Origin of the sequence: Saccharopolyspora cebuensis (genome assembly GCF_039542665.1) — a bacterium.
GTDB classification, from domain to species: Bacteria; Actinomycetota; Actinomycetes; order Mycobacteriales; family Pseudonocardiaceae; genus Saccharopolyspora; species Saccharopolyspora cebuensis.
Genome location: NZ_BAABII010000018.1, coordinates 63,757 through 87,081, shown reverse-complemented (window position 1 = coordinate 87,081; position 23,325 = coordinate 63,757). Strand labels below are relative to the sequence as shown.

Below are 23,325 nucleotides of genomic sequence, written 5' to 3'. Positions count from 1 at the left end.
TGTCGGGTGTCGTGGCGGTTTCAGCTCGAAGTCGGGTGCGCGTCCGCGCCGGCGCGCGCCGCACCGGTCGCGTCGGCGATGAGGCGCTCCTGGAATTTCTCGTCGATCCCGACCAGCCGCAGGTGCCGGCGCAGGATGTCCAGGCTCATCCGGCGGAAGTCGCGGTTGGTCCCGGCCGAGGTCTCCTGGTCGATGCGCAGCGCCAGCGGGACGGCCAGTTCCAGGACCTCGCAGATGTCGTCGTGGTAGCCCTCCAGGACCCCGGTGCGCAGCGCGTGCAGGCCGAAGCCGACGTGCCGCGATTCGTCCCGGCACATGGCGGTGAACGCGGTCTTGACCCCGTCGAGCAGGTCCACGTCGCGCAGCGCCCGGACCAGGACCCGCTGCCCGACCAAGGCCAGCACGCCTTCGGTGACCAGGTGGAACAGGGCGACCGCCCGCAACCACTGCCGGTAGTCCAGCGGCCGGTGCTGGAGGTCGCGGACGATGCCCGCCTCCAGCAGGCTGAGCTCGCGGTGCGCCGGCGCGGCGAGCCGCCAGCTCTCGGCGAGCATCCGCCCGGGATCGGCGTCCATGCCGAGGATCTCCTCGCCGAGCCGGAAGACCAGGTGCGTGTGCCGGGTCTCGTCGGCGATCTGGGTGCCGAGGAAGACCGAGTACCGCTCGTCCGGTGAGCCGCTGATGATCGGGCCCAGCATGTCCAGCCCGGTGTACTCGCCGATGATGAAGGTCGCGATCGACTCGGAGACGACCTTGCGGAACCCCTCGGGCAGCAGGCGGTCGAAGTTCTCCCGGTCCCGTTCGAGCGGGATGTCCACGGCGGACCACTGCTGGCGTTCCCACCTCTCGTACAGCTCCGTGGGCTTCAGCCGCTGGGCGGCCACCAGGTGCGCGTGCTGCATCACCTCGTCGAGGGGCAGTCCGGGCATCGCGCCGAGCGACGCTTCGTCCATGAGCAGCGGAGTCCAACGACTCATCTCAATCCTTCGCACAGCATCGGGTCGGGCCCCACGCGTGCCGCGCGGCACGCGTGGGGCCATCGCAAGACTTCGACGGAGGGCCTGCGCACCGCGGGGACGCACGAATCGCGCAGGGACTGAGACTGAAGAGGCTCCGATTGCGGAGAGTGACCACAGTGAAGCAGTGCCCCCCGACTGGGTCAAGCAGATTGCCGAAATGCTGCGGTTCTGTCGACTTGGAGCCACTGATGTGGCGAGAACAAGCCAGGTCGTCCTCCGAACGGCCCAGTAGGTTCCCGATCGAACCGCTCGGTTTGCTCGTTCGGCTTGACGCGCTCCGGCCCCGGCTATAACTTTCGCGGCGACTGGAGGGCCTCGTGCTGGGGACACGAACCGCTCGGGCCGGACTGGGGACTGGATTACTGGGGACAAGCTCTACTGGGGACTTGGGGTACTGAAAACTGGGGATGCCGGGGTACTGACGCAGGCCGCGCAGTGCCGATCCGGGAAAAACGCGAAAACGTGGGAACGTTCACGCTGGACCGCGCTTCGCCGTCGGCGGCGACGACCAGGATGTGCGCTCGACCGAGCGCCGACTGGAAGCCGCTATCGGACGACGCGGCACTGCGCCGACGAATAGCCGAACAACTACGGACGACCGGGGAATGCGGGAAACGCTTCGAGCGGACCCGTGCACCCGTCGTGCGCGGGGGAAATACGAACCGGGAAGACGGTGGCAATGCAGGGAAGACTAGTGCGCATCGAGTGGGCGACCGACGACGACTACGCCCTCATAGCGAGCTGGCTGAAACCGCTGTCGCCGGCCGCGGCGATGACCGCGGACACTCGCGAGTTCCTCACGCCGGCCAAGGTCAAGGCGGCGAACGAGGACGGCAACGTGCGCTTCTTCATGGCTCTGACCAGCGACGGAGAACAGGTCGGCGCGGTCAACTACCGGCCGGTCAACAGTTCGGGTTCCTACAGCCTCGGCGGCGTGGTCGGCGACTGGAAGAAGTGGAGCCGCGGTTACGGCGCGGAGGCCTTCGGGCTGGTCGTGGAGCACCTGTTCAACGGGCTCAACGCGCATCGCGTCGAATTCTCCACGGCCTCGTACAACAAGGAAACGCTGAAGATCCTGACCAAGGGCGGGTTCGTCCTCGAAGGCGTGCTGCGCGATTACCACTTCCTCGACGGCATGTACTACGACCGCACGGTGTGGTCGATCCTCCGGGAGGAATTCGAGGAGTACGCGGCGGCGAACGCCGAGCACTTCCCGGTGATCGACGCGATTTCTGCGGAGGACAAGAGGAAGGCGCGGGAACTGCTCGGCGAATACCTCGCGAACGACCCGCCGACCTCCTTGCGCGACTTCGACCGGCGGAGCGGCCGCGTGCGCTCGTACTGATCTCAGCTCGGTGGGAGGTGAACTTCGCATGCGTGAAGACCTGGAACTGTATTCGCTCGCGGATCGGTTCTTCTACGAGACGCCCTCGCGTTGGCGGGCGGCGGAGAGCACGTTCGACCGCGCGGAGAACGGGGACCGGGACGGCTGGACCCGCGGTGGGAACGGCGATTGGTGCATGTTCCGCCCGGTGGACCTGGAATTGCCGGACCAGGGGTGGAAGATCCACATCTCGGCGACCCCGGAGAACGCGGAGCACGTGCTCGACGTGGTCGCGCGGTACTGCTTCGGCGCGGGCATCGCGTTCAAGTTCCTGCGCACCGAGCGGTTGGTGACGGCCTACAGCCTGAAGTACGCACCGCGCTCGGCGAGCGGGAAGCTGCTCACCCTGTACCCGGTCGACGACGCGGAGCTGGAGACCGCGGTCGACGCGCTGTCGGAGGCGTTGGCGGGCCAGCGCGGCCCGTACATCCTCAGCGACCTGCGCATCGGCGACGGTCCCGTGTACGTGCGGTTCGGCGGGTTCGCGCCCCGGTACTGCTTCACCGAGGACGGTGAGCAGGTGCTGGCCGTCGAGCGCCCGGACGGGGCGCTGGTACCGGACGACCGGCGCCCGTTCTTCGCGGTGCCGGACTGGGCGCCCACCCCGGACTTCCTGGCACCGCACCTGGCCGCGCGTCGCGCGCAGTCGGCGGCGCTCGACTACCGGATCGTGGAGGCGCTGCACTTCTCCAACGGTGGCGGCGTCTACCTCGCCGAGCGCACCGGCGATGGCCGCGAGGTCGTGCTCAAAGAAGCGCGCCCGATGGCCGGGCTGGATTCGGCGGGCCGGGATGCGATCGCCCGCCTGGACCACGAGGTCCGCGCCTTGCGGAAGCTGGCGGAGGTCCCGGGCGTGCCGCGCGTGCACGAGGTCGTCGACGTGTGGGAACACCGCTTCGCGGTGCTGGACCGGATCCCCGGCATGACGTTGCAGGCGTGGGGCGCGCTGCACCACCCGCTGGTCGGTCCCCGGGGAGATCCGGGCGCCGAGCGCGCCTACGTCGAGCGCGCGGTCGCGGTCCTGCGCCGGGTGGTCGACCTGGTGCGGCGGATCCACGACCGCGGCGTGGTGTTCGGCGATCTGCACCCGGCCAACATCCTGGTCGACGAGGACGACCAGGTGGGGCTCGTCGACTTCGAGGCCACTTCGGACATCGCCGAAGCGCGGCGGCAGCACATGGGTTACGCGGGCTTCACCGACCCGGACGCGCGCGGCGCGGAGATCGACGAGCAAGCCCTGGCCGTCCTCGCGCTGTGGTTGTTCGTCCCGTTGACCAGCCTCAGCGCGCTCGCCCCGGGCAAGGCGGGCGAACTGGTCGCCGCCGCCGAGGAGCACTTCGACCTGCCGCCGGACGTGCTCCGGCTGGTCCGAGGCCGCGCACGTCCGCCCGCGCCGGGATCGGAGGTCGCCACGGCGCCGGAGGCCCGGTTCACCGATGCGCCGGGTCGCGAAGCCGCGTGCGAGTCCCTGGCGCTGGCCATCCGGGCCAGCGCCACCCCGGAGCGCGACGACCGGCTGTTCCCGGGTGACGTGCCGGGATTCCACAACGATGGCACCGATTTCGCCTTCGGCGCGGCCGGAGTGCTGTGGGCGCTGCGGACGACGGGGCGGCCCGTCGACCCGGCGCACGAGCAGTGGTTCGTCGACCGCGCCTGGCGGGCGGCGGAGCGCCCCGGCTTCTTCGACGGCGCGCACGGCGCCGCGCACGTCCTCGACCTGCTCGGGCATCCCGGGCTCGCCGACGAGCTCGTCGCCGGAGCCGCCGGGGACGTGGCGAGGACGCGCGACGTCAGCCTGTTCAGCGGATTGGCCGGCATCGGGCTGAACCACCTGCACCTGTCCGGCGACGGGCACCTCGAACACGCGTGGGAGATCGCCGACCGGCTCGCCGAGGCCGTCGAGAGCGGGCGGCCGCACGGGATCGACTCCACCGCGCAGCGCGCCGGGCTCAGGAAGGCCGGGACCCGCGGGGGTCTGCTGCGCGGGTGGACCGGTCCGGCGCTGTTCTTCCTCCGGTGCTACGAACGGACCGGTCGGCGTCGGCACCTCGATCTGGCGGTGCGCGCCCTGCACCGGGACCTCGACCTGTGCGTCCGGCGCCCGGACGGGACCCTCCAGGTGGACGGCGGATTCCGCGTCCTGCCCTACCTCGACGTGGGATCGGCCGGCATCGGTCTGGTCGCCGAGCAGGTGCTGCGGCACGTGCCCGACGAGCGGATCTCGGCGAGCGCGACCGGTCTGCACGACAGCAGCCGCAGCACGCTGGTGGTGCAGTCCGGGTTGTTCAACGGCCGGGCCGGACTGCTGGCGGCGTTGGCGCGGCTCGCCGACGCCACGGGTGCGGAACCGCCGGAACCGGTCACCGCGCACCTGGCGGTGCTGCACTGGCACGCGCTGAGCTATCGCGGGCACCTGGCATTTCCGGGCGAAGGCAATTTCCGGCTCGCCATGGATCTCGCCACCGGGAATGCCGGGGTGCTCGTCGCGCTCGCCTCGCTGGACGATCCGAGCGTTGAACCGCTGCCGTTCCTGGCGCCCGGGAGTGCCGTCGGTGAATCGGTTCGCGACGCCGGAGAAAATGCGGCGAAAATACGCCGAACGGCTTCACGGCCGGGTGGTCCTTGATATTCTTCCACTGTCCGCGTCGAGATGTAGTCCGCGGCGCGGGGGTCGCTATTTCCGAGCTATGGAGACACATCATGGCCATTCTTGACCTGCAGGCGCTGGAGACCACCGCGGCCGAGGCCGAGGTGCCGGGTAGCACCGCCAGCTACAACTGCTGAGACCCCGCCGCGAAAAGCGCGGTGGAGAATTGCGAGAGGAAATGAGGAGGTGACCACAAGTGTCCGTTCTTGACCTGCAGGCGCTGGAGACCAGCGCGGCCGAGGCCCAGGTGCCCGGCAGCACCTGGAGCAGCGGCTGCTGATGAAGCCGCCGCGGAAAACGCGGCGGAGCAGCCGTGAGCGATCGCCGGGTGGCGAGTAGGGCGGTTCGGCTTCGACCGACATGCGCTGGAGGTCGGAGCATCCGCTCCGGGATGCCGACGTCCTGTTCGCCACCAGGTGTTCCGCCGGTCCGGCCCGACGGCTGGACCGGCGGAGTCGCCGCCCGGCGGTGCGCGGGTGCAATACTGCCCCGCGCCGCTCTTTCCACGCTGCTCCTCCGATGGAACAGGAACGATGATGACCGACAGTGCCGATCGGCAGCGATTCCCGCGATCAGAACGAGTCCTCTATTCGGCCGCTTTCGCCGGCGGTCCCATGGAGGTGCTCGAATTCATCCTGCCGCTGTACAGCGGAGCGATCCTGGGTGCGTCTCCTGCCGAAATTGGTGCGCTCGTCGCGGTCTGCGCGGTAGCCGCATTGGTGACGCGGCCGCTCTGCGGAATTCTCGTGGACCGCGCGAACAAGATCGCGGTCGCCGCCGCCGGTGCGCTGCTGCACGCCGGATCGCTGATCGGATTCGCCTGGGTCGGCGGATTGGCCCCGGCATTCGCGATGGCGGCCCTGAGCGGTATCGGTGGCTCGTTCTTCTGGGTGGGGGTCCGCAGTTGGGTCGGCGCCGAATCCGATCCCGACGGGCGGGGTTTCGGCCGGTTGCTCTCCTTCGAGGGGACCGGTGCGCTGATCGCCTACGTCCTGTGCTTCGTCGCGCTCGAAGACCTGGGTTATCCCGCGGTCTTCGCGCTCGGTGCGGCCTCCGGCGTGGTCGCCGCGGTGCTCCTCGGGTTCACCGTGCGCGCCGCGGCCGGGAAGTCGCTGCCCGGAGACCGGTCAGGGGAGGACCGGCCCGGGACCAAGGGCCTGCTGCCGTTCCTCGTCGTGTGCGGCGTGACCGCGGCGCTGGAAGCCGGGATGAGCCTGCTGCTGATCCTGCACCTGCAAACCGAGCACCAGTACGGCCCGTACGAGATCGCCTCGGTGCTGGCGCCCGGATTCATCGCGTTCATCGTCGTGCCGAACTTCGCGCACCACGTGCTGGCCCGGCTCGGCAAGCGGACCGCGGTCGTGCTGGCGTTGCTGGCCAGCGCGCTGGTCACCGGCGCACTCGCGACGGAGCCCGAGCCCTGGGTGCTCGGCCTCGTGTGGATCCTCGCCGCCGCGGCGCTGGGAATCGCGTTGCCCGCCGAGCAATCTGCGGTCGCCGACCGCGCGGGTGGGCGGATCGGACAGCGCATCAGCTACTACGAGACCGCGCAACTGGCGGGTGTGGCCGCCGGGACGGCGGGCGTCGGAGCGCTCTACCAGAGCGCCGGGATCGCGATCACCGCAGCGGCGGCCGCGGTCGGCCTGGCCCTCACCGCTGCGGTGGTGCCGCGCGCTTGGCGTGCGCTGACCACCGAGGCGGCGTCCCCGGCGCGGGGCGCCGACGCCCCGGTCCTCGACCGCGAGCACTCGCGCCGGCGCCGCCGCGACTGGTACTGGCACAGCGGCGTCTTCGTCGCCGGGCACGGGGTGCTCTGGCTGCTCGGCGCCTCGTCGCTGGCCGCCGAGCTCGGGGCGCCGCTGGACGGTCCCGAGTGGCTGACCACCGCGGGGCGCATCTGGGTCATCGTGTACCTGGTCGACGCCGCGGGTGCGCTGTTCTTCACGCTGTTCCCCCGCACCGCGAAGAACTCCGAGAACTCCGAGACGGCCCCCGACAACAGCGGCTGAGGCATGGCACGGCATCGAGCGGCGGCGGACGGTCCCACGGTCCGGTTCTCGGCAGTCCCGGGCGGGGCCTCGGGCGGGGACCGGAAGCCGTACCGCACGCTGCTCGCCGGCTCCTCGATCAACGTCATCGGGGATGTGACCGGTACCGCTGCGTTGCCGCTGTTCGTCCTGGAGACCACCCAGGACCTCGCGCTCACCGGCTGGATCGCAGCGGTGAGCGTCGGCGGGTCGGTGGTCACCGGGCTGTTGCAGGGCCCCTTGGTCGACCGGCTCGGGTTCCGCACCAGCCTGCTCGGTTCCAGCGCGTTCGCCGCCACGACCACGTTGGCGGTCTACCTGCTGCACATCGCCGGCCTGCTGTCGCCGGCGCTGCTGCTGGTGCTCGCGCTCGTGCGCAGCATCGCCGACGAACCCGGCCGGGTGGCCATGTTCGGCCTGGTGCCGCAGCTCGCGGGGGCGGCCGGGGTGCCGCTGGAACGCGCCAACGCGACGCTGCGCACGGTCACCGCCTCGTCGAACCTGGTGGGGCCGCTCGCCGCGGGCGGGATCGCGGCGTTCGCGGGCAGCGAGTGGACGATCCTGCTCAACGCGAGCACCGGGATGCTCGGGACGTCGGTGCTCCTGCTGCTGGCGCGCGTGCCGGGTGCCGCGCCCGGGCAGCGGTCCGGCCCGGAGGACGGGACGAGCTACTACCGGCGGTTCCGCGTCGGGCTCCGCTACCTGTTCCACGACAAGGTGTTGCGCACGCTGGTCGTGGCGACGATGGTGTTCGTCGCCTTCGACACGAGCTTCGCTTCCATCGGGCTGACGGCCTACGCGACCGAAGTCCTCCACCAGCCGGCCTTGTACGGGGCGTTGATCAGCGCTTTCGGCATCGGATCGCTGCTCGGTACGGTCGGCTACGGGATCATCGGGCACCGGATGCCGAAGCGCCGGACGTACCTGGGCGTCTACCTCGCCTTCGCCGGGCTGGTGCTCCTGCTGTCGATGCGCCTCGGCGTGGTGCCGACGTTCGTGGTGATGGCGCTGGCCGGGGTGGTGACGAGTCCGCTGGACATGCTCTACATGGCGGCGTTGCAGGAACGCGTGCCGAAGCGGTTGTTCGGCCGGGTCGTCAGCATCGCCAACACGGTCATGTCCGCGCCCGCGCCGCTGGCCGTCTCGGCGGCGACCGGGATGATCAGCAGCGTCGGCGTGCGGATGACGATGCTGGTGCTCGGGTGCTGCTATCTCGCGCTCGCCATCGGGTTGATCTTCGTCCGGCACCTGCACAGCCTCGATTCCCGGAGCGGCGCGGCCAGGACCGCCGATGACGAGGTGACGCGGCCGCTGCCGCGGGTGCGCGACGTCGCGCCGGTCACCCAGCCGATCCCCCGGGTGTTCGACGCGGCGCCGATGACCCAACCCATTCCCAGAATTCCCGATGCGGTGCCGAGCAGACGGGCTCGGGTGCTCGCCGAGGACGCGGCGCCGACCCAGCCGCTCCCGCGCATCGGTGCAGCGCGCCGAGCGCCGGTCCGGAGGATTCGATGAGAATGTCGCATTTCGCGACCGTTGCCGCCGCAACCGGTTCCGCGCTCGCCGCGGACGCGCTGCGGCGATATCACGAAAAGCCGCGTGGTGCGCGCGGGTGCTCTGGTAAGATCATGAACACCTATCGGATATGGAGGTGAAGCAATTATGTCCAACGTCAAGACAATAGCCATCGGTGTGGTGATGGTGGTTGTCGGACTCGTGCTGCGGTTCTACGGGGGCGATACCGAGATCGGCCCGTTCGAATTGCAGACGGTGGGCAACGTGGTGGCCATCATCGGGGGAGTCGAAATCGTCGTCGCCCTGGCCTACGTCTTCTTTCCGGGGAAGAACAAGAAGCTCGACTGAGCCGGTCGGCGAGTCGGCCGGGGCAGGTTCGAGCTCGCTGTGCCGGGTGGGCATCCTGGGGGTGTCCGACGCGCTGATCTGGGTTAACAGGACTGGATCGGGCGTCGGGAGCGTCGGTGGCCGTCGCGGCGGCCACCGAGCTTCGCCGAATCGCCGGGGCGCGGATGAATTCCGGCGATCGCTTGCCGGTGGTTTTTCCGCCCTGGTACGTTCACCGCATGGGACTGGGGTTGGAGCTGGTGGGGGCGAATGCCACGTGGGTATTCGAGCACGATCGCATCGAGATCAATTATTCGAGCGGACTCGGGCACCCCCGGCTGTTGCGCAAGCTGCGGCACCGGACGATTCCCTACCAGGCGATTTCGCGGGCCACGGCGACCGGCGGCGATGGGAATCCGCAGTTGGTGCTCCACCTGCGTCCCGGCGCCGATCCGTTGACCGAAGTCGCGGCCGGGCAGCTTTCCGATGACACCGAACCGCATCGGATCGAACTGGCGGAGAACCAGCACGAACTGGCCGGGTACTACGCGGACCACATCAACGACCATTGCGCGCTGAACCCCGATTCCGCCGGACCCGCACCGCGTTTCCTCGTCGAAGTCGACCGGTCCCAGCGGCGGCTGAAGGGCTACGACGGCGAAGCCTTCTTCGACGGTTCCGCGGTCGAGTTCCAGTGGCACCCGGACGCCTCCAGCGCGAAGCACCGCGCGCCGCGTCGGCAGCACCCGGTGGCCGAACTCGCCGGCGTCGAGTGGGCCAAGCCCGGGTTGGCATCCGGTCACCTCCTGCTGGTGCCGCACGGCGAGCGGGCCGACGCGCCGCCGGAGGACAACGCCCGTGCCCTGATGTTCGGCTTCGGCTACGGCGGCACCGCCGCTTCGCTGCCGTTCGCCGCAGCCGTGCTGGCCGCGATCCAGGAGGCGCGACCCGAAGCGCTCGACCCGGGGAACGCGGACGGGCCCCCGGCGTTGGCGGCCGCGCCGCAGCCCCGGGAGTCGCGCGAGGAGATCCTCGCGACGATCCGCGAACTCGGCGAGCTGCACCAGGCGGGCATCCTGAACAGCGCGGAATTCGAGCAGAAGAAGCGCGAACTGCTCGACCGGATCTGATCGCGATCCCGCCCCGCAACGGAGAAAGGTGAATTCGGTGCGCCGTGACGCGCTCTACTTCCCCGGTCTCGTGCCGACGAAGTTCTCGGCGGTCGAGGGCTTCCTCCGGACCAACGACTACGCGCGCAGCCGGATCTCGGTGGCCGACGAGTTCCTCGGCTACTCCCTCGTGGACTCCTACGCCACCGCGGAGGTCTACGACTGGGAGGTCTACGAGTCGGGCTTCATGGTGCTCACCTTGGCGCTCGCGGACTGGGCCCTCGACCACGTGGAGATCGACCCGGTCCTGTGCGGCGGCCAGAGCTTCGGCGCCATCATCGCCGCCGTGTTCTCCGGTGTGCTGTCCTACGAGGACGGACTGGCGCTGGTCCGCGGCAGCGCGGCGGTGGAGGTCGACTACTTCGACGGGCTGGCCGAACCCCTGGGGTGCTTGTTCTTCTACCGGCTGAACTCCCGGCAGGTGGACGAACTCGTCGCCGAATTCCGCGAGGTCGGGCGCGACGTCGAGGTGTCGATCTACCTGGACGACTCGGTGCACGCCGTGTCTGGCCCGCTGGCGGACCTGGATCCGCTGGCGGAGCGCATCCGGGAGTCCGGTGGCCACCCGTTCTACACGATGAACCGGTCGGAGCACTGCGCCAGCGTGCGCCCGCTGCGCGACCGGCTGGAAACCGAGGTCTACGACCAGGTCCGCTGGCGCGTACCGAGGTGGCCGATGCTCTCCGACGTCAGCGGGCGGCTGCTGTCGGACCCCGAGGAGATCAAGCGGGACCTGCTGGACGGCTGGGTGACCCCGGTGCACTGGAGCACCGTGGTCGACGGGATGCGCACTGCCCGCGCCGACCACGCGCACATCGTCGGCCCCCGGAACATGTTCTCCCGGATCACGAACAACGCGCTGCCGACCGACGTGATCACGCCGAAGACGGTCGCCGACCGCGAACGCGCCCGCGAGGTGAGCCCACCATGAGCACCCGATTACCGCCTGGCCCGTCGACCCCGGCGCTGGTGCAGACCCTGCGCTACTGGAACGACCCGGAGGACTACGTCCGGCGGTGCCGCGCCGAGTACGGGACCAGGTTCACCGTCCGGGTGTGGCCGTTCGGCACGATCGTCTTCCTCGCCGACCGCGACGACGTGAAGGCGCTGGTGCGCGCCGATCCGGCCGTCTTCCAGGCCGGGAAGGCCAACAGCTTCGGCGACGTCGTCCTCGGCCGCAGGTCGGTGTTCGTGACCGACGACGCCGAGCACGCCCGCAGCCGGGCGCTGATGATGCCCGCGTTCCACGGGAAGGCGGTGCGCGACCAGGTCGGGCTGATGCGCGAGATCACCGCGGCGAACCTGGCGGAGTGGCCGGTGGGCGAGCCGGTCCGCGCGCTGCCCGCGATGCAGGCCATCTCGCTGGAAGTGATCTCGCGCAACGTGATGGGCATCGACGACGTCGTGCTGAAGGAGCGCGTGCAGCGCTCGGTCCTGCGGCTGCTCTACTCCGGATCGTGGTTCGACGCGCTGCCCGGGCAGGTCCGCTTCGCCCGCCACCCGGCCCGCCTGCGCCGCAAGCGGATGCGCGCCAGCACCGATGCGCTGCTGGGCGAGCAGATCGCCGCGCACCGCCGCGATCCCCGGCTCGACGAGCGGACCGACGTCCTGTCGATGCTGCTGCGGGCCGACGTCGAGGACGGGCCGATGTCGGACGAGGAGATCCACGACCAGCTCGTGACCCTGCTGCTGGCCGGTCACGAGACGACCGCGACCGGACTCGCGTGGTGCCTGGAACGGCTGGTCCGCCACCCCGAGGTGCTGGCCCGGGCAAGGGCCGCGGCCGACTCGGGCGACGACACCTACCTGGACGCGGTGGTCAAGGAGGCGCTGCGCAGCCGTCCCGTGGTCCCGGAGATCGGCCGGAAGCTGTCGCGGGACGCCGAGTTCGCGGGCTATCGGATGCCCGCGGGCACCAACCTGTGGCCGAGCATCGACCTGCTCCACCGGTCGGCGCAATCCTTCCCCGAGCCCGAGGGCTTCCGCCCGGAGCGGTTCCTGGAGAAGGGTGCGGTGGCGGACTGGGTCCCGTTCGGCATCGGCAACCGGCGCTGCCTCGGCGCCACGTTCGCGCAGGTGGAATCCCGCGTGGTGCTCCGGGAACTGCTGCGCCGCTTCGAGTTCGAGACCACCGACGCCCCCGGGGAGGCGGCGGTTCGGCGGCACGTGACGCTGGTACCGGACCAGGCGGCGACCGTGGTCGTCCGACGGCTGCGCGGTGCGGCATGAGCACCACCGACCGGGGCCGGGCGATCTGCCTGGTCGGGGCGGGCCCGCGCGGCACCTCGGTCCTGGAGCGGTTGTGCGCCTGGGCGGCGCACCGGCCGACGGGGCGGCACCTGGACGTCCACGTGGTCGATCCGTTCCCACCGGGCCCGGGGCGGATCTGGCGGCGTGCCCAGTCCGACCTGCTGTGGATGAACTCCACCGTCGCCGCCGTGCGGATGTTCACCGGTCCGGAGGCCGCGGTGCACGGCCCCGCCGGCCCGCTGCCCTCGTTCGCGGAGTGGCTCTCGGCGGTGGCCCCGTACGAACTCCCCGCGGCGCAGGCGGCCTCCGCGCAGCGGTTGACCGGGGACTCGTTCGCGCCTCGGCCGCTGGTGGGGGAGTACTTCACCTGGGTGTTCGACCGAGTCGTCGGGACCGCTCCCGAGTCGGTGCGGATCGTGGTGCACCGGACGCGGGCGACCGACGTCGCCGACGGTCCGGACGGTTCGCAGGTGGTGACGTTGGCCGATCGGTCCCGCCTGGAGGTCGACCAGGTCGTCCTCGCCCAAGGGAACTTCGAGTCGCGGGCCACCCCCGAGGAGCGGCGGCTGGCCGAGTTCGCCGATCAGCACCGGTTGCGGTACTTCCCCTCCGGCTACTTCGACGAGGAGCGGATCCAGGAGGTGCCCGCGGGCGAGCCGGTCCTCCTGCGCGGCTTCGGCCTCACGTTCGTGGACTGCATGGCGCTGCTGTGCGAAGGCAGGGGCGGCCGGTTCGAGCAGACCGGCGACGGCCTCGCCTACCGCTCGAGCGGGCGGGAACCGGTCCTGTTCGTGGGTTCCCGGCGCGGACTGCCGTACCACGCCAAGTTCGGCTACCCACTGCCCGCGGGTCCGCAGCCGCTGCCGAGGTACTTCACCGCGGACGCGGCGCGGTCGCGCGGTGCGCCGCTGGAGTTCGACCGCGACCTGTGGCCGCTGCTGTCGAAGGAGGTCGCCGCGGCGTACTACCGCGAGTTCTTCCGCGCGCGCCCGGACCGGGTCCGCGGCACCTGGACCGACTTCGCCGCCGCGTTGGCGGACCTCGACTGGGGCGGCCGAGAATGGGACGAGCTGGTCGCGAGGAGCGTGCCCGCGGAGTCCGACCGGTTCACCTGGGACCTGCTCGACGGGCACCTGGAAGGGACGTGGGGCGACGCCGAAGCCTTGCAGCGGGAGATCCGCCGGTACATCGACGACGACCTGCGGCACCGCTGCGATCCGGCGCACAGCCCGCAGCTCGCTGCGGTGAACGGCCTGCTCGCGGCGGTCGAGGTGCTGATCGGGCTCGTGGAGTCGGAAGCCCTGTCCGCGCGTTCCCTCGTGCTGGAGCTGGAGAAAGGGTTCCTGCCGCTGGTGAGCTTCGTGACCAGCGGACCACCCCCTCGACGGTTGGCCGAGCTCCTCGCCCTCTCGCGGGCCGGGCTGGTCCGGTTCCTCGGTCCCGACGTGGCGATCACCGCGGACCCGGAGCGGGGAATCTTCCGCGCCGCCAGCCCGGTGGTCCCGGACGTGGTCGAAGCCCGCTGCCTGATCGAGTCGCGGCTGCGCGCGCCGACCTTGCCCGACACCGGTGACGACCTGCTGCGTCGGCTCCGGGACCGCGGTGAATGCGCGGCGCGGACGCACCTGGAGCAGGGCGTCGGCTACACCACGGGCAAGATCGGCGTCCGCGCGAGCGACCACCGGCTGCTGCACGCGGACGGTCGCGCGCACCCGAGGCGGTTTGCGGTCGGCCCGTACGTGGCAGGGGTGCACGCGGCCGGGGACGGCCCGGTGGCGTCCGGGTTCTTCGAGATCAGCGACCTCCTCGCGCGGTCGGCCCTGGGCATCGTCGCGTCGCCGGAGCCCGCTCCGGCGTGACCGGAGGGGCGGCGTGCGGCCCGGGTCACCCGAGCGGCACGCCGCCGCACCGTCACGCCTGGTTGAGCCCCGGTTTGCCGTCCTCGATGACGAACGACGCCAAGGTCTCCACCGGAGCGCCCGGCTTCGTCACGTACGGGACGACGCGGTAGTCCGCGCGCACCTCGCCCTCGGTGAACGTGGTGCGGATGTAGCCGCGCTGGTTGGCGTACAGCTTCACGTGCGGGTTCTCCCGCAGGTACGCCTGCTCCTCGGGCGTCAGCTCGGGCGAACCGTCACCGCCGCTGGTGATCGACGTGGTGGTCAGCTCGGTGGCGACCACCCGGTCGCCGTCGTGGACGTCGTTGGCCCAGTGCTTGTGCACGTCGCCGGTGAGCACCACCGGGTTGCGGGTCCCCGCCTGCTGCCAGCCCCGCATGACGCGCTGCCGGGAACCCACGTAACCGTCCCAGGCGTCCGGGTTGTAGCCCTTCTCCGCCCCGTTCTGCAGGTCGATCTCGGCGAACATGACCTGCTGGCCCAGCACGTCCCACCGGGCACCGGACGACCGCAGGCCCTGCAGCAGCCAACGTTCCTGCTCCGCGCCGGTCAAGCTGCGCTTCGGGTCCGACCGGGCCGGGTCCTGCGTCGGGGACTCGTCGCCGCCGACCTGGTCATCGCGGTACTGGCGGGTGTCGAGCATGTGGAACGTCGCCAACCGTCCCCATTGGACGCGGCGGTACAGGCGCAGGTCGATCCCCTTCGGGATCTGCGCGCGGCGCAGCGGCATGTTCTCGTAGTACGCCTGGAAAGCGGCCTTGCGGCGGGCCAGGAAGTCCGGCTGCGGGGTCTCCGGCTTCTCGTAGATCTCGTCGGCCCAGTTGTTGTCGACCTCGTGGTCGTCCCACACGACCACCCAGGGAGCCACCGAGTGCGCGTGCTGCAGGTCCGGGTCGGTCTTGTACTGGGCGTGCCGCTGCCGGTAGTTCGCCAGCGACACCGTCTCCGGGCCCCGGTGGTCGCGCGGATTCCCGCCCGGCGCGACGTAATCCCCGGCCTCGTACTCGTACTCGTAGTCACCGAGGTGCAGCACGAGGTCGGGGTGCTCCTCGGCGAGGTGGCGGTAGGCGGTGAAGTACCCGTGCTCGTACTGCGAGCAGGACGCGAACGCCATCGACAAGGTGGTCAGGGCGCCCGGCAGCGGCGCGGTGCGGGTCCGGCCGGTCGGCGACAGCGATCCCTGCGCGCGGAACCGGTAGAAGTACTCGCGGTCCGGGCGCAGACCGGTCAGCTCGACGTGCACGCTGTGGCCCAGCTCCGGGGCCGCCTGGGTCTCACCGCGCTGCACGATGCGCGTGAACCGCTCGTCGTCGGCGACCTCCCACTGCACCGGCAGCGCCTTGCCCGGCATCCCACCCATGCCGTCCTCGGCCAGCGGGTCCGCCGCCAGCCTCGTCCACAGCACCACGCCGTCCGGGGCCGGGTCACCGGAGGCGACGCCCAGCGTGAAGACCTCACCGCGCCGCGCCGCCCCCGCTCCGGGTGCGGCGGCCACCGGGAGCGCGGCCGCGGTGGACAGCGCCGCGGCACCGGCCAAGGAGCCGCTCAGCAGCACGCTACGCCGCGAAAACTCAGGCACAACGACCTCCATCGTTCGGGAAACCACCCCACTCTCAGCCAGAACGGTGAAGGTATACCGCCATCCGCGTGAGCACCGGATGAACAGCACGAACGTCACCCGCGGCCCGGACCGAGGAAGCCATGCCGGGGCCACGCATCGGTGACGCGCGGTAGCGGGAGAACCGCGATCGGCGCAGCGGGCCGCCGATCACCGTCGGCAGCCGGGCAGAAATCCCCTGGCCGGGGAACTCGCGGCGGTAAAACAATGGCGGAGGCGGTCACCAGAGAGGAGCGGACCATGACCACACAGCGCCAGCAGACCGTCGAACACCGAGGGTTCGACGCCCCGGATGAGATCCGCGAATTCGACCACGGGCGGGCCGAGGTCCTCAACATGGCCGACGGCGCCATCGGGCGCTTGGTGCTGCACCCCGGCTGGCAGTGGAGCCGGGACGTCAAGCCCCTCGTCGGCACCGAGTGGTGCGAAGCCCCCCATTTCCAGTACCACGTTTCCGGGAAGCTGCGCGTGCGGATGGCCGACGGAGACGAGTTCGACGTCGGACCGGGCTCGATCAGCTCCCTGCCCCAGGGCCACGACGCCTGGGTCGTCGGCGATGAGGACGTCGTCCTCGTCGACTGGTACGGCGCCACCGACTACGCCAAGCGAACCTGACCGCGCCGACGAGCTGCGTCCCGGGCGGCGGCGGTGAGCCGATCGCGATGGGAACACTCGACCCCGGTCCCGCGCCAACACGAGGCGCGGGACCGGCGAGTGCGGGGCGTCCTAGTTGTAGAAGCCCGCGAAGTCGTAGACGTCGCCGAAACCACCGAGGGTGTCGGTGCCGAACTCGCCGACCTCGGTCAGCTCGGGTGCGGTGTAGGTCGTGGTGTCCATCGCTCTCCTCGAACGTTCGCGGTGCGAGCGGCGGTGCCCGCGCGGATCACTCTCGGCGCGGGACGCGAGCCGTTCAACGGCGCCGACGAACGCATCACCGGGTCGTCGCAGCACCTTCACCCGGCACGGGCCCCCTCGTGCCCGGCTTGGGCGACAGGTGAGGTCGTGGAGGCGCGGATCTCGGTAGGGCTGCGGCCTCGGGACGTTGTAGTGGGCCTGCGGGGTGGCCGAAGCAGCGTTGGCCCCGAGAAGGACAACATGGTGGCTGCGGTGCTGGCTTCAGCTCCGAATTGTCCACCTCCCGCACGGTCGGTGACCTGCTCGGTGTGCCCGGTTGTCGCTGCTTCCCGATTTCTGCTCCGCATGTGGCGCAGATGCGGCTCGACGCTCGGTCGCAACTGGAGGGACAGAGTTGACGGCAGAGGCTCTAGCTGTGTCGCCTGCTATTCGGCGATTCTTGCCATGGCCAGCGCTGTTTGGTACCGAGAACAACGGTACTCGACCTCGTTTTGTATTGAAGGGGCCGTGCCCTGGGCATTGGACGTGTCATCTGCGGTCACGCCTCCTTCGGCCGGAGTGGAAAGCCCGCTCCTTCTGGTGCTTTTGCCCGAATCAGCCAATTGGTGCGCATTTCGCTGAGCCTCTCGCCAAGCTCCGGGGCGAACGGACCGTGTCGCCAGCAACAGCGTGAGGTTGGCGCTGCTCCGTTGGGGGGAACTTCCACTAAAGTGCCCCCGGTGAGCCATGGCATGACACGATGACTTTTGAACCGGACTTGCGCGTGATGAGGAGGACCATGGCCGGGCCAGGTTTCCACGGTGACTACAGTGTTATGAAGATTGCCGGAATGAAAATTGGAGATGCCCGGGACTCCCTCAGTGGCCCTCTTGCGAATTTCCGCGACCGCGCGTCACTCGACGGGGCGATCCCATCGGTATCCGGAGACAAATTTCCTATCCCTGCTGCTGGTTTGATGGGTCCCGATATCGACCAGATGGAGACGCTGCTCGCGCAGAGCGTCCGAGTCTACTACCAAGTGGCGGTGGACGCGGTCGACGGGTTCCTCGGAGAGGCTTCGAAGCAATTAGACGTTCTTTCGCAAGACGTCTTCGAATCTATTCGGGAGTACCGCAGGCGGGACGAAGAGGGTGAATCCGGCCTGCCAAATATGGACCACCCCCGCTGACTTGGCTGTTTGGAGAAGAGAGTTAGTATGGCTAACCCGCTTGAGATGGCCCCGTCGGGTTTCTGGGAAGCGGTCAAGAGCTTTGACAAGATTGTCGATGAGACTGGTGCTCCGGTAAGAAAGCTGATGCCTCAGTTTCAAGTTATCGAGAAGGTGGATACCGGGGCGATCAAGGACGTCGCAAAAAACGTCTGGGGAGAATCCGAGAGCACTGGCGGGTTGCGCACCGACGTAGCGAACAGCCTAGAGGGCATCACCGACGCGAAGAGTTACATCGAGCAAGGCTGGAATGGTGAAGCTTTCATCGCCTTCAACTCGGCGGCGGACAAGGCGAAAAGCGCCTTGAGTGACATTTCCAAGCCTTTGGCCGAGCTTGCCGATTCTTTGACTGACATGGCTGGGAAGTTCGAGCAGTCCGTCGGTGACCTCATGACGACAATCGCTGGTTTCGGTGGGATCCTTTCGGCGATCGGTGGACTCACTACTGCGCTAATGGCCGCTCCTGAACCGGTGGTGACCAAGGTGATTGGGATTGTTGTCGCGATTGTTGGCGCGTTGGTCGCTGCTGTGGCATACGTAGCCGCACAGTTCAAGGCGATGGAGCAGCGCCAGAAATCTGCCCAGGCGGCGATCGACCAATGTATGACAATGATCCGCACGATCAAGAACTGACAACAGCGGCGAGTCGAGGCCAAGCTACATGGATATTGAGGATCGCATCGCGCAGGCGATGCGGCAGTTGCAGAGCAACGTCGACAAGGCGAGCAAGAACCCGGAAGCCGTGTTGCAGGGAAATTTTTCCGGCACGTCGGGAAATGTCACCGTGTGGGTCGATGCGCTCGGCAGGACGGAACGCTGTCGGATACTTCCCAACAGCGTGTTTGAAGGGGATGAATTCCGACTGGTCGAGGCGTTCAACGAAGCGACGAAGGAGGCGCGCCGGAAGGCTGAAAATCTGGAGTTCGAGGACGAGGCGGAGGGGCGTCACGAGCGGCCTGCGCCGGAGAGTCCAAACCGGCAACGTTCTTGGGCCGACGACCACGTGGAAGAGGAGTCCGCAACGTGGCTGCGGTGAGCGGACTGGGCAAGCAGGTGGCCAAGCCACGTGGTCTCCGGTTCGGTGCGCTCTGGGTGGGCCTGCTCGTGGCCACTGCTTCGTGCTCGCAGCCCGAATCGGGATATCGAGAGGATCCGGGAGCGTGCTCCGTGGTGTCGGAGCGGAGCATCGTCGAACAGCTCGGGCAGGAAGCGGTTCAATTCCCGAACACCGCTGAGACCAACGACACGGATACGACGCGTTCCAGCAAGTGCGAATGGGAGTCGTTCCACTCGCCGAATTGGGGAAATCCAGCGCAGGCGAAGATCACCGTCACCATTCGGGTATCGGTGACTGAAGATGGTGATCCGAACGTCCGGGCAGCAGAGGGCAGCTACCAGATGAGCGGACGACCTGGCGAGATCGCGGACAGCCCGCCGATGGTGATCGGTGACGTATCCAGGCACAGCTTCGAGCCGGGCAGAGATCAGGGTCCGGGCAGCCAAGTCGCCACGGTCGATTTCCGCCGGGCCAACGCGCACGTCACGGTCGAGTACCGCGGCTGGGGCGATCGAGACTTCAGCAACCACTTCCTGCCGCGGGAGCAGCACGAGGCGGCCACCCGTGACATCGCCCAGCAGGTCCACGCCGAGCTCGGCGAACCGAAGTAATGCCCGAGACGGGTGTGCTGCTCTCCGAGCTACGGCCGCAGGCGCGCCGATGAAGCTGACGCTCGCCTTCCGGCACTCGGTCTCCACGCGGCGGGGCTCTCGGCTCGGGAGATCACGGACTGCCTCGGTCACGAGCGGGTGAGCATGACGCAGGACATCTACTTGAACCGCAAGGCGAGCAGCCCTGCGGCGCTGGCTTCGGTGCAGGCGGGAAGCTGACTCAAGAGTGGGGTTCCGTGGGGGTGAGCCCGAACCGGATCGGCCCTCACGACCATGGTCTGCGGTGGAGAGCGCCCCCGGCAGGATTCGAACCTGCGACACCCGCTTTAGGAGAGCGGTGCTCTATCCCCTGAGCTACGGGGGCGTGGTCGTGCGACCTCCTGGAGGGTACCTGCTGGCGGGGTGGGGCGGGACAGGCGGTGCCGGGGTGCTGGAACGGGGTCGTGCGCTGGGGGTGGTCGCGTAGGGTCAGGGCGCCGTTACGTGCTGGCTGGGGTGGACACCGTGGATGACGACAGGGATGCCCGGGGCGACGAGGACCGCGCCTCCGAGAGCGACGACACCGGTGTGGTGAACGTGCATTCCGGGGACGCGCGGTTGCTGGTGCAGGCCGGGAGCGTGTCCGGGGGCGTGCACGTGCACGTGCCGCCGGAATCCGCGGTGCCTCGGGAGCTGTTGGCCGCGCCGCCGCACTTCGTGGACCGGGTCGGGGCGGTGGCGGCCTTGGACGCGGTGGAGTCCGGGTTCGCGGTGATCAGCGGGATCGGCGGGGTCGGGAAGACGGCGTTGGCGGCGCACTGGGGCAACGCGGTGCGGGAGCGGTTCCCGGGCGGGGACGTGTTCTGCCCCCGCGAGGTCAGCCGGCTCGGGCTGGACGCCGTGGTGCGGCGGTGCTTGTGGTCGCTGGGGGAGCGCGACGTTCCCGCCGACCCCGGCACCGCGCTCGCGCTGTTCCGGTCCCGGACCGCGCGGGACCCGGTGCTGGTGGTGGTCGACGACGCGGCGGACCCCGCCGAGTTCCTGGACCTGCGGACCGGCTCCGGGATGGTGCTGGTGACCACGAACGAGCGCGCCGAGGAGCTGATCGGGGACGGGGCGGTGCCCGTCGCGCTGGAGCTGCTCGCGCACGAGGACGCGCTGGAGTACCTCCGGCGGTGCGGCGTCGAGGTGGACGAGGAGCCCGCGGCGGTCGCCGAGTTGATCCGTTTGTGCGGTCGGTTGCCGCTCGCGTTGCGGGTGGTGGCCGGTCGGCTGAACCATCGGCGGCGGAGGCAGGTGCAGCGCTTGGTCGAGGAGCTCGCCGAGGAGCGGACCCGCCTGGACCGGATGGTGCTGCGGAAGGAACCGGTGGTGCGCGTGGCCTTGGACTTCGTCTTCGACGACCTGCCCGAAGCCGAGAGCGAGCTGTACCAGGTGCTCGGGCTGTTCCCGGGCGAGGACTTCTGCCCGGAGGCGGTCGCGGTGCTGGCCGAGCTGACCGTCCGCGACGCCACCGACCGGCTCGACGACCTGCACGACATCGGCCTGCTCACCCAGGACGACCGGCAGCAGTACCGCTTCCACGCGCTGATCCGGGCGCACGCGCAGGCCCACGCCGCGCTGCTGTCCGCCGATCACCGCGCGGACGCGCTGCGCCGGCTCGTCGACTGGTACCGGCTGCACGGCGCCTACTGCGACCGCAAGGTGATGGAGCCCAGCCGGTTGCGCATCGCCGACGACGACGTCTCCGGGGAGAACCCCTACACCGAGGTCACCGCGCTGGAGTGGCTGGAACGCGAACGGCTGAACCTGCTCGCCGTCCTCCGGATCTCCTACGACCGCGGCTGGTACGAGGACGTGATCGCGCTCTGCGACGGCCCGCTGTGGGCGCTGCACCAGCAGCACAAGCACTACGCCGACACGGTGCGCGCCTTCCGGCTCGGCGTCGAGGCCGCCCAGCGCGCGCGGCTGTCCGCCGCCGAGGCCCGGCTGCGCAGCCTGTGCGCGCAGCTCCTCGTGGAATCCGGTGATCCGGTGGCCGCGGAGGAGGAGTCGGCCGGGGCCTGCCGGATCGCCGAGCGCGCCGGGCATCGGCGGGTGCTGGCCTCCGCGCTGGAGTTCCACGGCAAGGTGCGGGCCGCGCGCGGGGAGCACGCCGAGGCGATCGGGTTGTTCGAGCGCGCCGCGGAGCTCAACGCCGGGATGGGCCGTCCGCGCGGGGTGGCGCTCCAGGAGTACCTGATCGGGCGGTCCCTGCACCGCCTAGGCCGGGACGACGAGGCGCTGCACTCGTTGCGCGGCGCCCTGGACCGGCTCACCGCCTTCCCCGACGACCGGCGCACCCCGGCGCGGATCTCCACCGCCATCGGCCGCATCCACCTGGCCCGGGGGGAACACGAGCAGGCGCTGGCCGCGCTGGAACCCGCGATCGCGTCGGTGCGCGGCCGCGGTGCCTCCTTCGACCTCGCCGAACCGCTGGTGCTGCTGGCCGACGCGCTGACCGCCCTCGGCCGCCCCGGGGCCCGGCCGCTGCTGGAGGAGGCGCTGACGATCTACGACCAGGCGGGCAGCGCCGAGGCCGAGCGGGTGCGGCAGCGGCTCACGGACTGAACGGCTCCACCGGTTCGGTCCGCACCGGCCAGTCCGGTTCGGGCAGGTCGAGCAGCCGGTAGAGCAGGGCGCGCAGCCGGGCGGCGCTGCGCGGCCCGAAGGTCCGCTCGGCCAGCTCGCCGTGCCCGGGCAGCGGGGCGGCGGCGTCGACGGCCGCGCGGCTCGGGGTGCTGAGGCGCTCGGCCCGCCGCCCGATCAGCTCCGCCGACGAGCCCGGCACCAGCTCGTGCCCGCCGAACGCGCCCAGCAGCAGGCGCTTGCCCAGTGCGGCGGCGTAGCAGGTCAGCGAGCCGTGGTCGGAGATGACGACGTCGGCCGCGACCATCGCCGCCTGCCACGCGCGCAGCGGCGGCACCAGCAGCAGACCGCCCGCCCGCGCCCGCCTGGTCCACAGTTCCAGCTGCATCCGGGTGTGCCGGGTCCAGACGTTCGGGTGCAGCACCAGGGCGACCTGGTAGCGCTCCGGCGGCAGCAGGTCGACGAGCTCGGCGGCGAGCCCGCCGCGGGCGCCGAACAGCGAGTGCTCGCCCCAGGTGGAGGCCAGCAGCACCAGCGTGCGGTCCCCGGTGCCCAGCTCGCGCCGGTAGTGCTCGCGCATCGGCAGGCTCGCGGCGAGCCGGTCGTAGCAGGGATCGCCGACCACCTCCGCGCGCGGCACCGCCTCCGGGCAGCTCCGGCGCAGCACGGCGACCTGGTCCTGGTGGGCCAGGCCGACGGCGGTGGGCACCACCCGGCCGCCGTGCAGGAGCTGCGTCCGCGACAGGCCGGAGACCTCGGGGGAGTGGCCGTGCTCGGTGGCGCGGAGCTTCGCGTGGCCCGCGCCGTGCGGCAGCGTCACCAGCGGGATGCCGAGCTCGTGCAGGGCGCCGTTGCTGCTCGGGGAGAGCGCGAGGTCGAACCGCCCCGCCTGCGACCAGGCCACCTCCGGGACGCCCGCCGCGCGCAACGCCGTGCCGAGGTCCGCGCCGAACGGCGATCCGGCCGCGACCGCGAACCGCGTCTCCACCCGCAGGTCGTCGGCGAGCACCGGCAGCACGTCGAGCAGCCGGTCCAGCGCGGTCAGCGTCCGCACCACCCCGAGCACCGCGCGCTCCGGCCGGACGGTGTCCCACCTGCTCATGCCGCCCACCGGCGCTTCCGGGTTCCGGGTTC

General features: G+C 70.2%; 19 protein-coding genes and 1 tRNA gene. 15 read left to right on the top strand and 5 right to left on the bottom strand.

The features are described from left to right. Positions 1 to 20: 20 nt before the first annotated feature. Entirely contained in the window at positions 21 to 977 is a 957-nt protein-coding gene (locus tag ABD976_RS24635) for a ribonucleotide-diphosphate reductase subunit beta (RefSeq protein ID WP_345367206.1), read from the bottom strand. A gap of 736 nt (positions 978 to 1,713) precedes the next feature. On the opposite strand from ABD976_RS24635, the gene ABD976_RS24630 reads away from it, so the two are divergent. The 9 genes from ABD976_RS24630 (at position 1,714) to ABD976_RS24590 (ending at position 14,197) form a co-directional block, all read left to right on the top strand. Next, on the top strand, positions 1,714 to 2,364 hold the full coding sequence (locus ABD976_RS24630) for a GNAT family N-acetyltransferase (protein WP_345367204.1): 651 nt from the start codon (positions 1,714 to 1,716) through the stop codon (positions 2,362 to 2,364). A gap of 28 nt (positions 2,365 to 2,392) precedes the next feature. Beyond that, a complete protein-coding gene (gene lanKC / locus ABD976_RS24625; protein ID WP_345367202.1) occupies positions 2,393 to 5,029 on the top strand; it encodes a class III lanthionine synthetase LanKC in 2,637 nt (878 codons plus the stop codon). Positions 5,030 to 5,583: 554 nt separating this feature from the next. Beyond that, entirely contained in the window at positions 5,584 to 7,059 is a 1,476-nt protein-coding gene (locus ABD976_RS24620) for an MFS transporter (RefSeq protein WP_345367200.1), read from the top strand. Positions 7,060 to 7,062: 3 nt separating this feature from the next. Beyond that, positions 7,063 to 8,592, top strand: a complete 1,530-nt coding sequence (locus ABD976_RS24615) for an MFS transporter (protein ID WP_345367198.1) — start codon at positions 7,063 to 7,065, stop codon at positions 8,590 to 8,592. A 147-nt stretch (positions 8,593 to 8,739) separates the two neighbouring features. After that, positions 8,740 to 8,940 (top strand): hypothetical protein, encoded by a 201-nt coding sequence (locus ABD976_RS24610; protein WP_345367196.1) that lies wholly within the window; start codon positions 8,740 to 8,742, stop codon positions 8,938 to 8,940. Between the two features lie 116 nt (positions 8,941 to 9,056). Beyond that, a complete protein-coding gene (locus tag ABD976_RS24605; protein ID WP_345367194.1) occupies positions 9,057 to 10,049 on the top strand; it encodes a DUF4429 domain-containing protein in 993 nt (330 codons plus the stop codon). Between the two features lie 37 nt (positions 10,050 to 10,086). After that, on the top strand, positions 10,087 to 11,019 hold the full coding sequence (locus ABD976_RS24600; RefSeq protein WP_345367192.1) for an ACP S-malonyltransferase: 933 nt from the start codon (positions 10,087 to 10,089) through the stop codon (positions 11,017 to 11,019). Beyond that, positions 11,016 to 12,317 carry a cytochrome P450 gene (locus ABD976_RS24595; RefSeq protein ID WP_345367190.1) on the top strand — a complete coding sequence of 434 codons (1,302 nt, stop codon included), beginning with the start codon at positions 11,016 to 11,018 and terminating at the stop codon, positions 12,315 to 12,317. Before ABD976_RS24600 ends, ABD976_RS24595 begins: the two co-directional genes overlap by 4 nt. After that, positions 12,314 to 14,197: an FAD/NAD(P)-binding protein gene (locus tag ABD976_RS24590; RefSeq protein WP_345367188.1), complete on the top strand. Its 1,884-nt coding sequence runs from the start codon at positions 12,314 to 12,316 to the stop codon at positions 14,195 to 14,197. Before ABD976_RS24595 ends, ABD976_RS24590 begins: the two co-directional genes overlap by 4 nt. Positions 14,198 to 14,249: 52 nt before the next feature. On the opposite strand, the gene ABD976_RS24585 is transcribed toward ABD976_RS24590, so the two are convergent. Continuing rightward, entirely contained in the window at positions 14,250 to 15,827 is a 1,578-nt protein-coding gene (locus ABD976_RS24585) for an alkaline phosphatase D family protein (protein ID WP_345367186.1), read from the bottom strand. A gap of 267 nt (positions 15,828 to 16,094) precedes the next feature. Between ABD976_RS24585 and ABD976_RS24580 the strand changes: the two genes are divergently transcribed. Next, positions 16,095 to 16,469 carry a cupin domain-containing protein gene (locus ABD976_RS24580; protein WP_345367184.1) on the top strand — a complete coding sequence of 125 codons (375 nt, stop codon included), beginning with the start codon at positions 16,095 to 16,097 and terminating at the stop codon, positions 16,467 to 16,469. A gap of 111 nt (positions 16,470 to 16,580) precedes the next feature. On the opposite strand, the gene ABD976_RS24575 is transcribed toward ABD976_RS24580, so the two are convergent. Next, positions 16,581 to 16,691 carry a lasso RiPP family leader peptide-containing protein gene (locus ABD976_RS24575; protein ID WP_345367182.1) on the bottom strand — a complete coding sequence of 37 codons (111 nt, stop codon included), beginning with the start codon at positions 16,689 to 16,691 and terminating at the stop codon, positions 16,581 to 16,583. A 796-nt stretch (positions 16,692 to 17,487) separates the two neighbouring features. Between ABD976_RS24575 and ABD976_RS24570 the strand changes: the two genes are divergently transcribed. From ABD976_RS24570 to ABD976_RS24555, 4 genes are read left to right on the top strand one after another with little or no spacing between them, the layout of a single operon-like run. Continuing rightward, the gene (locus ABD976_RS24570; protein WP_345367180.1) at positions 17,488 to 17,877 is read left to right on the top strand and encodes a hypothetical protein; all 390 of its coding nucleotides are present in this window, start codon (positions 17,488 to 17,490) and stop codon (positions 17,875 to 17,877) included. A gap of 27 nt (positions 17,878 to 17,904) precedes the next feature. Further along, positions 17,905 to 18,549, top strand: coding sequence for a WXG100 family type VII secretion target (locus ABD976_RS24565; RefSeq protein WP_345367178.1), 645 nt, complete (start codon positions 17,905 to 17,907; stop codon positions 18,547 to 18,549). A gap of 28 nt (positions 18,550 to 18,577) precedes the next feature. Next, entirely contained in the window at positions 18,578 to 18,952 is a 375-nt protein-coding gene (locus ABD976_RS24560; RefSeq protein ID WP_345367175.1) for a YbaB/EbfC family nucleoid-associated protein, read from the top strand. Further along, a complete protein-coding gene (locus ABD976_RS24555; RefSeq protein ID WP_345367173.1) occupies positions 18,940 to 19,584 on the top strand; it encodes a hypothetical protein in 645 nt (214 codons plus the stop codon). The genes ABD976_RS24560 and ABD976_RS24555 overlap by 13 nt, the downstream gene beginning before the upstream one ends. A gap of 291 nt (positions 19,585 to 19,875) precedes the next feature. On the opposite strand, the gene ABD976_RS24550 is transcribed toward ABD976_RS24555, so the two are convergent. Next, a tRNA-Arg gene (locus ABD976_RS24550) sits at positions 19,876 to 19,948 on the bottom strand. Between the two features lie 140 nt (positions 19,949 to 20,088). Between ABD976_RS24550 and ABD976_RS24545 the strand changes: the two genes are divergently transcribed. Then, the gene (locus ABD976_RS24545; RefSeq protein ID WP_345367171.1) at positions 20,089 to 22,173 is read left to right on the top strand and encodes an NB-ARC domain-containing protein; all 2,085 of its coding nucleotides are present in this window, start codon (positions 20,089 to 20,091) and stop codon (positions 22,171 to 22,173) included. Here ABD976_RS24545 and ABD976_RS24540 read toward each other — a convergent pair. Beyond that, the gene (locus ABD976_RS24540) at positions 22,163 to 23,293 is read right to left on the bottom strand and encodes a hypothetical protein (protein ID WP_345367169.1); all 1,131 of its coding nucleotides are present in this window, start codon (positions 23,291 to 23,293) and stop codon (positions 22,163 to 22,165) included. The two genes, ABD976_RS24545 and ABD976_RS24540, sit on opposite strands and share 11 nt — an antisense overlap. Positions 23,294 to 23,325 lie beyond the last annotated feature (32 nt).

Bases quoted from the DNA above. Each gene is read 5' to 3' on its own strand.
- ABD976_RS24635 (WP_345367206.1), bottom strand. From the start codon at position 977: ATGAGTCGTTGGACTCCGCTGCTCATGGACGAAGCGTCGCTCGGCGCG.
- lanKC (WP_345367202.1), top strand. From the start codon at position 2,393: ATGCGTGAAGACCTGGAACTGTATTCGCTCGCGGATCGGTTCTTCTAC.
- ABD976_RS24620 (WP_345367200.1), top strand. From the start codon at position 5,584: ATGATGACCGACAGTGCCGATCGGCAGCGATTCCCGCGATCAGAACGA.
- ABD976_RS24615 (WP_345367198.1), top strand. From the start codon at position 7,063: ATGGCACGGCATCGAGCGGCGGCGGACGGTCCCACGGTCCGGTTCTCG.
- ABD976_RS24610 (WP_345367196.1), top strand. From the start codon at position 8,740: ATGTCCAACGTCAAGACAATAGCCATCGGTGTGGTGATGGTGGTTGTC.
- ABD976_RS24595 (WP_345367190.1), top strand. From the start codon at position 11,016: ATGAGCACCCGATTACCGCCTGGCCCGTCGACCCCGGCGCTGGTGCAG.
- ABD976_RS24590 (WP_345367188.1), top strand. From the start codon at position 12,314: ATGAGCACCACCGACCGGGGCCGGGCGATCTGCCTGGTCGGGGCGGGC.
- ABD976_RS24585 (WP_345367186.1), bottom strand. From the start codon at position 15,827: ATGGAGGTCGTTGTGCCTGAGTTTTCGCGGCGTAGCGTGCTGCTGAGC.
- ABD976_RS24580 (WP_345367184.1), top strand. From the start codon at position 16,095: ATGACCACACAGCGCCAGCAGACCGTCGAACACCGAGGGTTCGACGCC.
- ABD976_RS24575 (WP_345367182.1), bottom strand. From the start codon at position 16,691: ATGGACACCACGACCTACACCGCACCCGAGCTGACCGAGGTCGGCGAG.
- ABD976_RS24570 (WP_345367180.1), top strand. From the start codon at position 17,488: ATGGCCGGGCCAGGTTTCCACGGTGACTACAGTGTTATGAAGATTGCC.
- ABD976_RS24565 (WP_345367178.1), top strand. From the start codon at position 17,905: ATGGCTAACCCGCTTGAGATGGCCCCGTCGGGTTTCTGGGAAGCGGTC.
- ABD976_RS24560 (WP_345367175.1), top strand. From the start codon at position 18,578: ATGGATATTGAGGATCGCATCGCGCAGGCGATGCGGCAGTTGCAGAGC.
- ABD976_RS24540 (WP_345367169.1), bottom strand. From the start codon at position 23,293: ATGAGCAGGTGGGACACCGTCCGGCCGGAGCGCGCGGTGCTCGGGGTG.